The organism is Glaciimonas sp. PCH181 (assembly GCF_003056055.1).
Lineage (GTDB): Bacteria > Pseudomonadota > Gammaproteobacteria > Burkholderiales > Burkholderiaceae_D > Glaciimonas.
Genome location: NZ_PYFP01000002.1, coordinates 933,912 through 949,116, shown reverse-complemented (window position 1 = coordinate 949,116; position 15,205 = coordinate 933,912). Strand labels below are relative to the sequence as shown.

General features: G+C 57.0%; 12 protein-coding genes and 1 pseudogene. 10 read left to right on the top strand and 3 right to left on the bottom strand.

Annotated elements, in window-relative coordinates; translation table 11 throughout:
• The 3 genes and pseudogenes from C7W93_RS17460 to C7W93_RS17450 all read left to right on the top strand — a co-directional run bounded on the left by C7W93_RS17460 (position 1) and on the right by C7W93_RS17450 (position 2,740).
• Positions 1-1,164: an alpha-hydroxy acid oxidase gene (locus C7W93_RS17460; protein ID WP_108441541.1), complete on the top strand. Its 1,164-nt coding sequence runs from the start codon at positions 1-3 to the stop codon at positions 1,162-1,164.
• A gap of 18 nt (positions 1,165-1,182) precedes the next feature.
• Positions 1,183-1,980 carry a class II aldolase/adducin family protein gene (locus tag C7W93_RS17455; RefSeq protein ID WP_108441540.1) on the top strand — a complete coding sequence of 266 codons (798 nt, stop codon included), beginning with the start codon at positions 1,183-1,185 and terminating at the stop codon, positions 1,978-1,980.
• A gap of 197 nt (positions 1,981-2,177) precedes the next feature.
• Positions 2,178-2,740 (top strand): annotated as a pseudogene (locus tag C7W93_RS17450) (IS6 family transposase).
• Between the two features lie 146 nt (positions 2,741-2,886).
• Here the strand turns inward: C7W93_RS17450 and C7W93_RS17445 are convergent.
• Genes C7W93_RS17445 through C7W93_RS17435 form a run of 3 tightly spaced genes read right to left on the bottom strand, consistent with a single transcriptional unit; the run spans position 2,887 to position 5,369 of the window.
• Positions 2,887-3,855: a D-glycerate dehydrogenase gene (locus tag C7W93_RS17445; RefSeq protein ID WP_108441539.1), complete on the bottom strand. Its 969-nt coding sequence runs from the start codon at positions 3,853-3,855 to the stop codon at positions 2,887-2,889.
• Positions 3,856-3,873: 18 nt separating this feature from the next.
• The gene (locus tag C7W93_RS17440) at positions 3,874-4,662 is read right to left on the bottom strand and encodes an enoyl-CoA hydratase/isomerase family protein (RefSeq protein ID WP_161539957.1); all 789 of its coding nucleotides are present in this window, start codon (positions 4,660-4,662) and stop codon (positions 3,874-3,876) included.
• A gap of 2 nt (positions 4,663-4,664) precedes the next feature.
• Positions 4,665-5,369 carry a GntR family transcriptional regulator gene (locus C7W93_RS17435; RefSeq protein ID WP_225869922.1) on the bottom strand — a complete coding sequence of 235 codons (705 nt, stop codon included), beginning with the start codon at positions 5,367-5,369 and terminating at the stop codon, positions 4,665-4,667.
• 382 nt (positions 5,370-5,751) lie between these two features.
• On the opposite strand from C7W93_RS17435, the gene C7W93_RS17430 reads away from it, so the two are divergent.
• From C7W93_RS17430 to C7W93_RS17400, 7 genes are read left to right on the top strand one after another with little or no spacing between them, the layout of a single operon-like run.
• Positions 5,752-7,215 carry an NAD-dependent succinate-semialdehyde dehydrogenase gene (locus tag C7W93_RS17430; protein WP_108441536.1) on the top strand — a complete coding sequence of 488 codons (1,464 nt, stop codon included), beginning with the start codon at positions 5,752-5,754 and terminating at the stop codon, positions 7,213-7,215.
• Between the two features lie 35 nt (positions 7,216-7,250).
• Positions 7,251-8,063: an HpcH/HpaI aldolase/citrate lyase family protein gene (locus C7W93_RS17425; protein ID WP_108441535.1), complete on the top strand. Its 813-nt coding sequence runs from the start codon at positions 7,251-7,253 to the stop codon at positions 8,061-8,063.
• Between the two features lie 14 nt (positions 8,064-8,077).
• On the top strand, positions 8,078-9,259 hold the full coding sequence (locus C7W93_RS17420) for an acyl-CoA dehydrogenase family protein (RefSeq protein WP_108441534.1): 1,182 nt from the start codon (positions 8,078-8,080) through the stop codon (positions 9,257-9,259).
• Positions 9,260-9,272: 13 nt separating this feature from the next.
• On the top strand, positions 9,273-11,015 hold the full coding sequence (locus C7W93_RS17415; protein WP_108441533.1) for an FAD-binding protein: 1,743 nt from the start codon (positions 9,273-9,275) through the stop codon (positions 11,013-11,015).
• A 13-nt stretch (positions 11,016-11,028) separates the two neighbouring features.
• Positions 11,029-12,252, top strand: coding sequence for a CaiB/BaiF CoA-transferase family protein (locus tag C7W93_RS17410; protein WP_108441532.1), 1,224 nt, complete (start codon positions 11,029-11,031; stop codon positions 12,250-12,252).
• Positions 12,249-13,856 (top strand): GMC family oxidoreductase, encoded by a 1,608-nt coding sequence (locus tag C7W93_RS17405; protein ID WP_108441531.1) that lies wholly within the window; start codon positions 12,249-12,251, stop codon positions 13,854-13,856. The genes C7W93_RS17410 and C7W93_RS17405 overlap by 4 nt, the downstream gene beginning before the upstream one ends.
• Positions 13,853-14,974, top strand: a complete 1,122-nt coding sequence (locus tag C7W93_RS17400; RefSeq protein ID WP_108441530.1) for a glycerate kinase — start codon at positions 13,853-13,855, stop codon at positions 14,972-14,974. The genes C7W93_RS17405 and C7W93_RS17400 overlap by 4 nt, the downstream gene beginning before the upstream one ends.
• Positions 14,975-15,205: the final 231 nt, after the last annotated feature.

The window sequence follows — 15,205 nt, the reverse complement described above, 5'->3', positions numbered from 1 at the left end:
ATGTCAATCATTACCAGCATTGAAGATCTCCGTGTCCTCGCGAAGGAACGTGTGCCACGCATGTTTTATGACTATGTCGATTCCGGTTCCTGGACTGAGTCGACATACCGAGCCAATACGACGGATTTCTCCGGCATTCAATTCCGGCAGCGGGTCGCGGTCAATATCGCCAATCGCTCACTCAAATCGAGCATGGTCGGGCAGGCGGTAACGATGCCGGTTGCCCTGGCGCCAACAGGATTGGCTGGCATGCAGCATGCCGATGGTGAGATTTTGGCAGCAAGGGCGGCAGAGCGTTTCGGGGTTCCGTTCACATTGTCGACGGTCAGTATTTGCTCGATCGAGGAAGTTGCCGCGCACACCAGCAAGCCATTCTGGTTCCAGCTCTACATTATGCGCAATCGTAAATTCATCGTGCAGTTACTTGAACGTGCGAAAGCGGCGCATTGCGCTGCGCTGGTACTGACCCTGGACTTGCAAATACAGGGACAGCGGCACAAAGACTTAAAGAATCAGCTTTCGGCGCCACCCCGGCTAACTGCGGCCAACGTGTGCAACATGATGACCAAGCCCCGTTGGTGCATGGGCATGCTGCGCACCAAGCGTCGCGGCTTTGGAAATATCATCGGCCATGTTGATGGTATTGCAGATATGTCCTCCTTTGCTGCCTGGGTTTCGGATCAATTCGACCCCTCGCTGTCCTGGGACGATGTCAAGTGGCTAAGACGGCTCTGGCATGGAAAACTCATCCTCAAGGGCATTATGGACGTCGATGATGCGCGCATGGCAGCCGATTGCGGTGCCGACGCCGTGATCGTATCCAATCATGGCGGCCGCCAGCTTGATGGTGCGCCATCGGCGATTACGGTATTGCCCGATATCGTGGCATCGGTTGGTCATCGTATTGAAGTACACATGGATAGCGGCATCCGGACAGGCCAGGATATTCTCAAGGCATTGGCCCTTGGCGCAAAGGGTGTTTACGTTGGTCGCTCCTATCTCTATGGCCTGGGTGCAATGGGCGAAAAAGGTGTGGCAAAAAGTCTCTCTATCCTACGCAATGAACTGGATTTGACCATGGCGTTTTGTGGCGTCTCGGATGTGAAAAAAGTTAATCAAGATCTGCTGATGCCAGGTACGTTTCCGGTCAGTAGAAAATTGTAAAATCCAATGGAGAATGCTATGTCAAGCGCCAATATCAGCTTTAATAGTTTCGAGCTACCGGCGGGTCACGCTATAAGTGCTGGCAACATCAGCCCCGAAGAACGGCAAGTTCGTATCGATTTGGCCGCAGCCTATCGCTTGTGTGCGATGTTTGGCTGGGATGATCTGATCTACAGCCATATCTCAGCCCGTGTTCCAGGACCTGAACATCATTTTCTCATTAACCCACTCGGCTTGGCGTTCGATGAGATCACTGCCTCTAATCTAGTCAAGATTGATCTGGACGGTAATTTGATCGGTGAAAGTTTTTATCGACCCAACGCACCTGGTTTTGTCATTCTTGGAGCCATTCATATGGCGCGTGAAGATGCGGGAGCTATCCTGCACCTGCATACCGAGGCAGGAATGGCGCTTTCAATGTGCCAGGATGGTCTGTTGCCAATGACTCAGCATGCAATGCGTTTCCATGGCCGAATTGGTTACCATGATTACGAAGGCATTGCCCTATCGACGGAAGAGCGCAATCGCATCGTCGTCAATCTCAAACAACATGCGGCGCTCATCTTCCGCAATCACGGTACGTTGACAGTCGGAAAGACAGTTGGCCATGCTTTCGTCGAAATGTTTTACCTGGAAAAGTCGGCGCGTAGCCAACTACTGGCACAAGCTAGCGGACAGCGCCTGTCAATTTCCACGGCGGAAGTTGCTATATTAACTAATGCACAATGGGTCAATGATCTTAAAAATCCTGTTGCGCGCGAATGGCCTTCACTGCTACGCAAGTTGGATCGACTTGATCTTTCATATCGCGACTAGTTCTACTGTGTTATTGAAGTTTCATAATTATTTCTGGTTCTGTTGCATTAACACGCGAGAGGTAAGGTTAGGTCGCCGCTGGTTGGCCTTGGCGGGTTAATCGCCTGCATCAAGGTGAACGGGTAGACTTCTGGTCTTTCAATGATGGTCAGCCGACAGGTTTTGTCGCAATACGGCAGCCATGTTAGGCTTGTTCGATGCGCACTGATCAAAAACCGATGAGCCAAACTCTGTGCCGTGTTTTCAAGCGGCTGCACTATCCGATTGAAGTGATGCTGGTTTGCGTGCGCTGGTACGTGGCGTACCCGCTGAGCTTGCGACATCTGGAAGAGATGATGGCCGAACGTGGCGTAGCGGTCGATCATTCGAACACTCACCGGTGGGCCATCAAAATGCTGCCCGTGCTCGCCGCTATTTGCCGTCGGCGCAAGCGTCCGGTCGGCACGAGCTGGAGAATGGACGAAACTTACATAAAGGTCGCGGGTCAGTGGAAATACCTTTACCGGGCCGTTGACAAGACCGGCGATACCGTTGATTTTCTGCTGCGCGCCAATCAAAGTACCTCAACAATATCGTCGAGCAAGACCACCGGGCCGTCAAACGCGTCACGCGACCGATGCTCGGTTTCAAGACCTTTCGCTGCGCCCGAATTATCATCGCGGGGATTGAAACCATGCATATGATTCGCAAGGGTCAACTCGCAGACATCAAAGACGCAACTTCGTCGGCAGCCACTCAGTTCTACTCACTGGCATTCTGATCGCCGCCGATTCCGTAGAGATGTTTCGTCTCATTGCGCTATCGCGACAAAACTACCCCTGCAGCATATGAGTAACGACGTAGTTGAGCCAATTTTGATTCTTCATAACGACTATCACGTTACAGTAAAACTCCTGCGTGCTCTATTCAGAACGGATTGAGCAGGTTCGGTGGTTGCTGTCCGGTCAGAGAGGCAATCAGGTTATCGGCGGCGCAATTGGCCATCGCGCGCCGCGTCGATTCTGAAGCGCTAGCGATATGCGGCGTCAATACCACGTTGGACAACGTCAGGAAGTCTGGATGGAAGGCTGGTTCATTCTCGAACACATCCAGTCCGGCCGCGGCGATCCGGCGATGCTTTAATACATTGATCAACGCCGCGTCATCGACGATGCCGCCGCGTGCGATATTGATTAATGTCGCAGTCGGCTTCATCTGGGCCAACTCCCGAGCGCCTATGGTATGGTGCGACGTCACCGAATGCGGCAGCGCCAGAATCACATGATCAGAGATGCTCAGCAATTCCTCCTTGCTGACATAAAACGCGTTATTTGCACCCTGCTCAAGGTCCGTACTGACGCGGGAGCGATTGTGATAAATCACCTTCATGTTGAAGCCCAGCGATCGTCGCGCAATGGCCTGTCCTATACGTCCCATGCCGATGATGCCGAGCGTCGAGCCGTGCACATCGGTGCCGAGGAAACCGTCGTACTGCCATTTCTTCCACTTGCCGGCCCGCAACCAATGTTCGGACTCGGAGACACGACGCGCGGTCGCCATCAGCAAGGCCCAGGCGAAGTCCGCGGTGGTTTCGTTCAGTACATCAGGAGTATTGGTCACCATCACCCGGGCGGCGCTTGCGGCCGCGATATCTATATTATTGAAGCCGACCGCCATATTGCAGATCGCCTTCAGGTGCGGGCTTGACGCAATAGTGGCGGCCCCGATGCGCTCGCTAGCGGTGGCGATTACCGCCCACTTGTCGCGCATCCTTGCGGCCAGCTCGGCCTCTGAAAAGATAGTATCTTGTTGATTGCTTTCGACTTCGAAATGCTGTGCCAGTTTTTCCAAAACCTCGGGAAACACTGCCCGCGCTACAAGTATTTTTATCATGATGACGATTCAGGTTGGTGATCAGGATTGCTGCCAGCGCGGTGCGCGCTTTTCAAAAAATGCCAGGTTCCCTTCGTGCGCCGCCGGCAATTGATACGCCTGTACAAACAATTCCAGCTCATAGCGCAGATGCACGCGGAAATTTTCCAGATATCGGTGGTCGAGCAAAGTGGAAATTGCACGGATCGAACTGGCAGGCTGGGCCGCCAGTACCCGCGCAAATTCCATTACGCGCCGTTCCAGCAAGTCGGGAGGAACAACCTGATCCAACAGCCCGATTTTCTGCGCCGCCCCGCTGTCGAGCATGTCACCGGTCAGCAGCAGGCGGCGCGCCTGCGAAGAGCCGACCAGACGTTCCAGCAGAAAAATGCCGCCAGTGCCAGGCCAGACGCCGCGCTTGATTTCCGGCAGCGCAAATTTGGCGGCGGATGACGCGATGCGGAAGCCGCACCCAAGCGCAAGCTCCAAGCCGCCACCCATGCAATTTCCTGCGAGTGCTGCGATCGTCGGCTTGGTTAAAGACGCCAAAGCCATTATCATCCGGTGCGCGTTTTCGCCATGGACGCGCGCCACCTGAGGATCGAAACGCAGCGGAAATTCCTTTAAGTCGGCGCCGGCGCAAAAGTGCGTTTCCGTGCTGCCAAAGATCACCACCCTCACCTGCGAATCGTGTTCCAGCTGAAGAAAAAGAGCGCCCAACTCCCGCCGCACGTTCTGCGTCAGCAGATTCAACGGCGGACGCTTGATCTCGACGCGGAAAATGCCTTCCTCCGACTGCTCGCAATTGATATCCTGAAAATCCCCCTGCACTATCAGCTTTGGTCGCTCGAATGCGAGTTATTGCGCGGTTGGCTACCTGTGGTATCCAGCATCCGCTGCTTGCCAGTCAACACATGCTTTTCAAACGCTTCGGCGGCAAATTCAGGCTCACCGCTAACAATAGCTTCCAGGATTTTGCGGTGCTCGAGCTGAGACGTGCGCATCTGAGCTAGGGTATAGACGCCTTGGCGCAGATACAGTTGCAGCTCGGATTCGAGCGCATCGTTGACGCTGACCAAACGCGGGTTCTTGGTGATCTGCATCAGGGTCCGGTGAAACGCCTCGTTAAGTTGATGATATTCGTGGTTATCGCGTTTCTCGACCGCCTTACCCATGCTATCTATTAGTGCGATGAGTTCTCGCTCTTCCTCGGTGGTGATGCGTAATGCAATCAGCCGGCCGCTGGTGCGCGCCAGCCCGGCACGGATATCGTATAAATGCAGCGCATCTTCTAGAGAAACCTTGCGCACTTCAGCGCCACGATTGGGTACGATCGTGACCAATCCGGATTGTTCCAGTGAGCGTAAAGCATCGCGCGCAGCATTCCGGCTGACGCCAAGCTGCCCGGCCAGCGCTTGCTCATTAACGCGTTCGCCGGCTTTAAGTTTTCCACTCTGAATTAGCAGCCGAATTTTGTCCCGTATGTCGTCAAGCCGAAAGGCAATTGCCTCTGGATTGCGCATCAGGGCTTTTGTCATCTCCCGCGCCATAAAATAAGTCCTATAAGCTAATACAGTTGAATTGCACGGCACCATTGACTTTGGCAGCAAATTTAACATCGGTTGCTTCGACAAATGGCAACTATCTTCCGGCCTTGGAGACCCACGCGCAACCGTTCATTTGGGAAACATTTACCCAACACAGTTAAGTGTTCCCTCGCTTCCTGCCAGAATAATCGCAAATTAACCAATATTCAACAATAATTATAATCTTGTTGACACTTATAAAATATATATTCATTAAAAATTTGTAGTTTGCAACGATTTTTACTTAAGTGTTGACACTTAATGTTTTAATGTGTTCACATATACCGACTGCTTGAACAATTTAACCCGCGACATTGAAACTCATCGGAGAATAATGATGTTACAAAGGCATTATGCAGAACATGGTTTATTATTAGGAGGCGCTTGGCGAACTGCGTCCGATGGTGCCACGCTGGCATCGATCAATCCCGCAACTGAAGAGCATCTGGGCGTCATTCCGCAGGCCAGTGCGACCGATGTTTCGGAAGCCATCTCTTGCGCCGCATCGGGTTTCGATAAAATGCGCGCGCTGACAGCTTGGGAGCGTTCTGCGTTACTGCGCCGTGTGGCTAACCTGGTTCGTGACCGCGCCGACATCCTGGGTCGCCTGGTGGCGCTGGAAACCGGCAAGCCGATCGCACAGTCGGTTGGCGAAGCGATCGCCTCGGCCGAATCGCTGGACTGGTTCGCTGATGAGGCGCGCCGCATTTTCGGCCTATCTTATGAGAGCCGGGTCAAGGGTAATCGATATCTAGTACATTTCGAACCGATCGGCGTCGTGGCGGCATTCACCCCATGGAATTTTCCGCTACTTCTGCTGGCCCGCAAGATGGCGCCAGCGCTGGCCGCGGGCAATAGCGTGATCGTCCGTCCGTCTGTGGAAGCGGCCGGAGCGACGATGGCGCTAGTGCGTTGCTTCACCGATGCCGGTTTCCCCGACGGGTCTGTGAATCTGCTGGTCGGCAAGGCCAATACCATCACGCCAGTGATCATGGACGATCGCCGCGTCGCCAAAATCAGCTTTACCGGATCGGTTGCGATCGGCCGGCAAATCGTCGAGCAATCGGCCAAGACGTTGAAGCGGGTGACAATGGAACTCGGCGGACATGCCCCGGTCATCGTGCACAGCGATGCCGATATCGATGCATTTGCAGCTCAGGCCGCGCTAGCGAAATTCCGCAACGCAGGACAGGTGTGCGCATCACCTACCCGTTTTTATATCCATGAATCGATTTTCGACAAGGCGGCGGCGGCATTGGTTGAGCGCACCAAAAGCCTAAAGATGGGTGACCCGATGAACCAGGCAACTGACCTTGGCCCGCTGACCACCGGCCGCCGGCGTGAAGCGATCGAGCGCCTGATCGACGAAGCGGTCGGCGACGGCGCAAAAATTCTGACCGGCGGCATGCGCTCAACATCGCTGCCTCGCGGTTATTACTACGAACCGACGCTGGTAGCAAATCCAGGCGCGCATACCGGTCTGATGAATGATGAGCCGTTCGGTCCGGTCGGTACCCTGACGCCGTTCTCGACCATGGATGAAGTGATCACCGAAGCCAATCGCCTGCCGTTCGCGCTGGCCGCTTATGTGTTCACCCGTTCGCTGCGTAAGACGCATGAAACCACCGAACGGCTGCAGGCCGGTGTGATCGGCGTCAACACTTTCGTCGCCGCGACCGCGGAAACCCCATTCGGCGGCAGCAAGGACAGCGGTTTCGGACGCGAAGGCGGACCGACTGCGATTCGCGAGTACCTCGATACCAAATTTCTGAACATCGCCCTACCCGACGAAAATTAATGCTAGCAGGTCCCAGGACCAGAGGAGAACACACAATGCAAGTTACCAAAAATCATGCCAAAATCCGGCTAGAAAATGGCGAGCTGGCGCTCGGTATGGGCATCCGCCAAGCCCGCACTGTCGATATCGTGCATATCGCCAAAACCGCTGGTTTCGACTGGCTGTTCATCGATATGGAACATAATTCGATGAGTGTTGATACTGCGGCCCAGCTTTGCGCCGCCGCGCTGACTGCCGGCATTGCACCGATGATCCGGGTGCCCGGCCACGAGCCCTTTCATGCGACCCGGCTGCTGGATGCCGGTGCCACCGGTATCGTGGTACCGCATGTAAGCACCAAGGAAGAGGCGGAAAACGTGGTGCGCTCATGCCGCTTCCCGCCGCTGGGAAAACGCTCGATTCCCGGTTTGTTGCCGCAGGTGATGTTTGAAAGCTATCCGGTGGCGGACGTGGTGGAAGCGATTAATCGCGAAACCTTGCTGGTAGCAATGATCGAAACTGAGGAAGGTTTGCGAAATGTCGATGAGATCGCAGCGGTGCCGGGCATCGATGCGCTGCTGGTTGGTTGCACCGATCTGGCCGCTGAGCTCGGGGTCACCGGCCAGCTCGGCCATTCGCGCGTCGCAGAAGCGATCGACGCGGTGTGCGCTGCTTGCAAGAAACATGGCAAATTCGCCGGCATAGGCGGCGTCTATGATGAAGCCATCATGGCCGCGTATGTGCAAAAAGGCGCGCGGCTGATTCTGAGCGGATCCGACCTGGCCTTCCTGATGGCAGGTGGCCGCGCCCGCACCAGCATGCTGCGTTCGGTGTCGCTGAGCCCCGCATTACCATCGATAACCGCTTAATCAAGGAAAGAATTGTGAATCCTGAATACGCTGCCAATCTCGTCAACCGCCGAGACCTAAAACCTTATCTGTCTGCCGACCAGTTTGAATTCCGCGACTCGGTGCACCGCACGCTGGCGCGACATGCGCCGCCCGAATACTGGCGCGAAGCCGATGAACACAAACGTTTTCCGGCGGAAATCATCGAGATCGGTGGGAAGCAGGGCTGGTTTGGCCTGACCTTGCCGGAGCAGTATGGCGGTATCGGCGGTTATCTGGACATGGCGGCGTTTCTTGAAATCGCTGCCTACCATAGCATTGCGCTGTCGCGCTTCTGGAATGCTAATGTCAACATGGTCGGCGGCGCAATCGCCCGCTTCGCTTCCGAAGAGATCAAGCAAATGACTCTGCCTGCGCTGGCCGAAGGCAAAAGCTGGCTGGCGTTCGCGCTGAGCGAAAACGGTTCTGGGTCGGATGCCGCGTCGCTCGCTACCCGCGCGGTCGCCGACGGCGATGACTACGTGATCGATGGAACCAAGATGTGGATCACCGGCGCAGTCCAGGCCTCGTATATCTTGACGGCCGTACGCACCGACCCGACCGCCAAGAAGCATGACGGCATCAGCCTGTTCCTGGTGCCCAAGGACAGCGCGGGCGTGCAAGTCAATCCGATCGACATGCTGGGCGGCCATGCGATCCGCACCTGCGAAGTCAATTATCAGGGCGTTCATGTGCCGAAAAACCTGATGGTGGGCGACCTGCATGTCGGCTGGAAACGCCTTACCACGGTGCTGTCCAAGGAACGGATTGCTCTGGCGGCAATGTGCACCGGCGCCGCCCAAGCCGCGGTCGATCTGGCGCGCTGGTATGCGCATGACCGGCGCCAGTTTGGCCAGCCCATCAGCGACTTTCAGGCAGTATCCCACATGCTGGTCGAAATGCAGACCAAGGTCGATGCCTCCCGCATGATGGCGTTCCGTGCCGCCAAGCTGCTGGACGATGGTGAAAACTGCGACATGGAATCGTCGCAAGCCAAATACTTTGCGTCGGATGCGTATGTACAGATCGCCACTGACGGCGTGCAGATCATGGGCGCCAACGGCTATTCGATGGAATACGCAATGCAGCGCCATTTCCGCGAAGCAAAGATGTTCCAGATTTTCGGCGGCACCAATCAAATTCAGCGCAACATCATCGGCCGCGCATTGCGGTCATAAGCAGGAGACATTGATGGATTTAGTAAAAACGCTCGAACGGCTTGGCTTTCAGGTCGATGTCGCGCACACAGACGTGGTGGTGGTCGGCGGCGGCGGCGCCGCCAGTCGAGCGGCGGTATCTGCAGCACAGGCAGGCGCCAAGGTGTTGGTGCTGGCCAAGATGCCAGTTGGCAAAGGCGGAAGCACTGTCCACGGCGCAAGCGAAATCATGAGCATGGGATCGTCGGGTTACGGCAGCCCACAAGACAGCGCGGATGTGCATTACCGTGACACCATGCAGGCAGCCGCCGGCTTCATCGACCCGGCACTGGTACGGGTGTTGGCGGAAGATGCGCCAGCCCGCATCCGGGATTTGATCAACCTCGGCGTACCCTTTGATCGCACCATACAGGATCAATACAAGCTGATTCAAAGCGATTTCGGCAGTTATCCGCGCGCTTTGGGCGTGGCCGGCAAGACCGGCAAAGCGTTCGTGCATGCGTTGGCGGATCAGGCGCAGGCGCTGGCCGTAGAGACCCGCACCCCGGTAGCGCTGGTTGATCTGCTGCGCAACCAGGCTGGCGAAGTCAACGGCGTGATCGGCATTGACCTCGATACCAAACGCCTGCTGATCGTGCATGCGCGTGCAGTGGTGTTGGGCACCGGCGGCGCACACGGCCTATTCTCGCAGCAGGTGTCGACCGCCGAAATGATCGGCGACGGCCAAGCGATCTGCTTCCGCCATGGCGCGGAACTGGTCAACATGGAATTCCACCAGTTCGGACCGGCACTGATCCATCCATATGTGCAGCTGTTCAGCAAATCCTGTTTTGTGCTACATCCGAAGATGACCAACCGGTTCGGCCAGGAATTCCTTCAGAACTACCTGCCGGCAGGCGTTTCGCAGAAAGAAGTGATGAATGAAAAAGTATTCCCTTTCACCATTTCGAACCCGTCACGCTACATCGATATTTCGATGGCGTCCGAGATCGCGCAAGGCCGCGGCAGCGAGCGTGGCGCGGTCTATTTTTCATTCGAGCATGTGTCGCCGGAAAAGCTGGCCGCGACCATTCCCAACACCATGCGCTGGATGGCGGCCAAGGGCATTGACCCGCGCCGCGACCCGCTGGAAGTGGGCATCGCGTTCCAGTGCCTGAACGGCGGCGTACGCATGACCGATACAGATGCGAGTGCCACCATTCCCGGCCTGTTTGTGATAGGCGAACTCGCCGGCGGCGTGCGCGGTCCGGATCGTCCGGGGGGCAACTCGCTAGCGGAGGGTCAAGTCTTCGGGCATCGCGCCGGCAGTGGCGCCGCCCGTTATGCAGCATCGCGCGCCGACATAGGCACACCTGACGGCGAACCGTTCGCTGAGCGCCTAGTGCAGGCGCTTCGCCCCGGCGTCAGCATCGCCGTAACCGCGCTGGCGAACGACTTGCGGCGCGCAATGCAGACACACTGCCTTGTAGAAAAAAATGCGACTGGCATGACGCAGGCGCTGACCACCGTGCGCCAGATCCGTGCGCAGCTGGCGCACGGCGGCGGCGCTACTCCGGCGAACGTGCTGGACACGCTGTCGCTGGACAATATGGCGACCACCGCCGACCTTATCCTGGCCGCCTGCCTGCGGCGCCAGGAATCGCGCAGCAGCCACTACCGGACCGACTTCCCGCAGGGCGATGACGTCGGCAGCGCCCATTCGGTCGTGCAGCAACGCGACGGTGACGGAATTCGCTTTTCCGCGCTCGACTATCCCCACTCGGACAAACTACATTAAAGGCAGATTGATCATGAACAGCAGAACACTTCCTCTTACCGGTTATCGTGTACTTGACTTGAGCGTAATGACTGCGGGACCGGTGGGTACCGTGCTTCTCGGCGATCTTGGAGCCGACGTGATTAAGATCGAAGAGCCGAAACAAGGCGATCTCGCGCGTAACCTGGGCAATCAGTTTGTCAGCGGCGAAAGCGTGCAATTCCTTTCGCAAAACCGCAACAAGCGAAGCATGCGCCTGGACCTGAAATCCAAGTCCGGACAGGAAGTATTTTTGCGCATGGTTGAGCAGGCCGATGTGGTGGTCGAGAATTTTCGGCCGGGCACGGTCGATCGGCTCGGGATCGGGTACGACGCGGCGAAAGCGCGCAACCCCAAGATTATCTATGCCAGCGTGTCGGCCTTTGGCCAGAGCGGTCCATACTCCGGCTGGCCTGCAAATGACCCGATCGTGCAGGCGGTCACCGGATTAATGGACATGACCGGCGAAAGCGACGGCGATCCGGTGCGTGTCGGTGCGCCGCTGCCGGACTTCGGCGCGGCAGCGCTGATTGCGTTCGGCATCGTCACCGCGCTACTGCACCGCGAGCGCCATGGCGAGGGACAGAAGATCGACACCTCGTTGCTGTCGGCTGCCCTGCTCAGCACGATTCCGCGCGATGGTGAGACCCTACGCAGCGGCCGGTCGCCCCAGCGCCTTGGCAGCGGCCATCCGACTATGGTTCCTTACCGAAATTATAAAGGCGCTGACGGTAAGTATTTTTTCACCGCCTGCTTCACTGAAAAATTTTGGCGCAATCTGTGCAATACATTAGGCCGTCCGGAGCTGTTGACTGATCCGCGCTTTGTCGACAATACCGCGCGCACCGCCAACCGTGAGGCGCTGGACGCAATCCTGGAGCAGGAATTCGTGCTCCATCCGACCGACCACTGGGTCGGCATCCTGACCTCGGCCGACGTACCTTGCGCCAAGGTGCAGGACTATTACACCGCACTGACAACCGACCCGCAGATCTGCCATGTCGGCTCGGTGATCAAACTCGACCATCCTTCGGTCGGCTCGATGACCAATATCGCTAGCCCGGTCAATTTCCATGGCAGCCCGGTTGCGTATAACCGTCCGCCCCCGCTGCTGGGCGAGCACACGATCGAAGTTCTGGGCGAGTTCGGCTTCTCGGACTGCGAGGTCAGCGAACTCATCGGTAGCGGCACTGTTTTGCCGGTCGGGGAGAAACAATGAGCGCTTTCACCGCGGATTACATCATCATCGGCGCCGGCACTGCGGGCTGCGTGTTGGCCAACCGGCTTTCGGCCGACCCATCTGTATCGGTGCTGCTGATTGAGGCCGGCGGAGCAGACCGCCATCCGATGATTCATGTGCCGGCCGGCTTCGTTCGGCTGCTCGACCATCCCGATATCACTTGGCAGTACAAGACCAAGGCCGAGTCCGGTACCGCCTTGCGCGAGATCCTGTTCCCGCGGGGCCGGGTGTTGGGCGGCTCCAGCTCGATCAATGGCTTGCTGTATGTGCGTCCGTTCAGGGAAGACCTGGACGAATGGGCGCGACTATCTGACGATTCATGGCGCTACGATAAGGTACTGCCGTTTTACAAAAAGTCCGAAACCTGGATGGGCGAATCGTCGCCGGAGCGCGGCACTGACGGTTATATCCGGGTAGACAGGATTAAGGAACCGCCTGAGATCTGTCATGCGGCGGTGCAGGCCGGCATCCAAGCGGGGCTGCAGTTCGAGGATGATCCGAATCAAGCGCATGAGCATGGTTCGATCTGGTACTACCAACAGACCCGTGACGGCCGGGTGCGATCCAGCGCGGCGCGCGCATATCTATATCCGGCACGGAAGCGTCCGAACCTGACCGTATGGACCGATTGCCAGATCGCACGCCTGCTGGTGCAAAACGGCGAATGCCGCGGCGCGGTGGTGAATTTAGCCAACGGCCAACAAAAAGAAGTGCATGTAAAGCGCGAAGTGATTCTGTCGGCCGGCGTGATCGGTACGCCGCAAGTGCTGCAATTGTCAGGTATCGGCCCCGCCGACGTGCTGGAAGAACTCGGCATTCGCCAGGAGGCTCGACTGGAGGGCGTCGGCCGCAACTTCCAGGACCATTATGTCGCACGCCTATGCTATCGTCTGAAGGATACGGTGACCGCCAACGAGCGCAGCCAGGGTATGCGCCTGATGCGCGAATTGATGAGTTATGCATTGCAGGGCAAGGGTTTGCTTACCTATAGCGCGGCACTGGTCGGCGCTTTTTATCAAACCAAACATTCGAGCCAGCCCGATGTGCAATACGTCATTGCGCCCGGCAGCTTCAAGGAAGGACGGATCGGCCAGTTGGAAGCGGAACCTGGTATCTCGGTCGGCTGCTGGCAGATGCGCCCGAAAAGCCGTGGCCGGGTGCGTATCCTCAGCACCGACGCCAAGGTAGCGCCGGAAATTGCACCAGGATTCCTGTCGGAACCGGACGATGCGGCAATACTATTGGAAGGCCTGAAATTCGGCCGCGAACTAATGAAACATTCGTCGCTGTCGAAATACGTGGTTCGGGAAACCGTGCCCGGCCCCGAGCATGCGGATGACGCCGCCCTGCTCGACTATGCGCGCCGCAATGGCTCGACCGTGTATCACTCAGTCGGCACCTGTGCGATGGGCAATGATGAGCAATCGGTGGTCGATCCGCAACTGCGTGTAAAGGGCATCAAGCATTTACGGATTGTCGATGGCTCGATCATGCCGCGTATTACCTCGACCAATACCAATGCGACTGTACTGATGATCGCGGAAAAAGCTGCGGCGATGATCATCGGCGAACGGCTCCCATGACAAGCATCGTAATCGCCCCGGATTCTTTCAAGGGATCCTTGTCGGCTTCAGAAGTCGCGCTCGCGATTGAAAGCGGCATCCGGCGTGTGCTGCCAAATGCGGAGATCCGTCGTTTTCCAATGGCCGACGGCGGCGAAGGCACGCTCGATGCGATGCTCGCTGCTACCGATGGCCAACTGCAGACGGCCAGCATGGTCGGAGATACGCTTGTAAAAAAATCAGTGCGTTTCGCAGTTCTCGATAAGACTGCGGTGATCGAAGTCGCCGAAATTATTGGCTTGCCGAATGCGCAAGGTCATGTAGCGCAACGCTCGTCTTACGGTGTAGGAGCGCTGCTGCGCCACTGCATGGATCTGGGCATCCGGAAATTCATGGTCGGGCTGGGCGGCAGTAGTACCAATGACGGCGGCGCCGGTGTGCTGGCCGCGCTTGGCGTCGGCCTGATCGATGCAGACGGCAGTCCACTGCCGCCGACACTCGGAAGCCTGGAACGGCTGTCTAGCCTAGACTTCTCGCAGCTGGACCCGAGAATCGCCACGTGCGAAATTATGCTGCTGGCCGATGTGAACAATCCGCTTTGTGGAGAAAAAGGCGCCACCGCAGTCTTTGGTCCGCAAAAAGGGATAGAGCCTGAACTCGTGCAGATGTATGACGACTGGATCGCCAATTTTGCGCGGTCGGCAGATCAATGGGCGGGACGACCGGTCTCGTTAGCGGCGGGCGCCGGCGCCGCAGGCGGCATTGGCTACGCATTGCAACTGCTGGGCGCAACGCCCCATCGCGGCGCTGAAATGATTTGCCGGCTGTTGCAGATTGATGCCGCTATTAAGCAGGCAGACTGGATTCTGACTGGCGAAGGCCGTACCGATACGCAGACGCTAATGGGCAAAGTACCTTTTGAAATCGCCGGTCGGGCCAAGGGGTTCAGAAAGCCGGTGTCGCTGCTGTCGGGATCAATACCGACAGCCGAGATGGCGCTGGTGGCGCCGCATTTCAGCGGCTGTTTTTCAATCATCTCCGAGCCGATGCCGATACAAACCGCAATAGCTGGTGCCAGAACAATGCTCGCCAACGCGGCCGAACAGATGGCGCGAATCCGCTTCGTGACCGTTGGATAAGAGAGCGGACGAAATCGGGGGCTAGCTAAGGTTGCTGATCGAGCAAATTAGTGGCAGGATTTCGATTCCACGAACGAGTTTTGGAGGACAAAATGCGCGTCGATATCGAAGTCAGGATCGGTCGCAAACGAAATCGTACCTGCGCTGCAACAATTGAAAGAGATGTCAATAAGACAATCGAATTAGGAGTCGGTCTGCAGCTGGTTCCGTCGCATTAACCGGTATCCAGTA

What these genes read in the sequence shown, in the direction of transcription:
- C7W93_RS17460 (WP_108441541.1), top strand. Translation starts at nt 1, where the DNA reads ATGTCAATCATTACCAGCATTGAAGATCTCCGTGTCCTCGCGAAGGAA.
- C7W93_RS17455 (WP_108441540.1), top strand. Translation starts at nt 1,183, where the DNA reads ATGTCAAGCGCCAATATCAGCTTTAATAGTTTCGAGCTACCGGCGGGT.
- C7W93_RS17435 (WP_225869922.1), bottom strand. Translation starts at nt 5,369, where the DNA reads ATGACAAAAGCCCTGATGCGCAATCCAGAGGCAATTGCCTTTCGGCTT.
- C7W93_RS17430 (WP_108441536.1), top strand. Translation starts at nt 5,752, where the DNA reads ATGATGTTACAAAGGCATTATGCAGAACATGGTTTATTATTAGGAGGC.
- C7W93_RS17425 (WP_108441535.1), top strand. Translation starts at nt 7,251, where the DNA reads ATGCAAGTTACCAAAAATCATGCCAAAATCCGGCTAGAAAATGGCGAG.
- C7W93_RS17415 (WP_108441533.1), top strand. Translation starts at nt 9,273, where the DNA reads ATGGATTTAGTAAAAACGCTCGAACGGCTTGGCTTTCAGGTCGATGTC.
- C7W93_RS17410 (WP_108441532.1), top strand. Translation starts at nt 11,029, where the DNA reads ATGAACAGCAGAACACTTCCTCTTACCGGTTATCGTGTACTTGACTTG.
- C7W93_RS17405 (WP_108441531.1), top strand. Translation starts at nt 12,249, where the DNA reads ATGAGCGCTTTCACCGCGGATTACATCATCATCGGCGCCGGCACTGCG.
- C7W93_RS17400 (WP_108441530.1), top strand. Translation starts at nt 13,853, where the DNA reads ATGACAAGCATCGTAATCGCCCCGGATTCTTTCAAGGGATCCTTGTCG.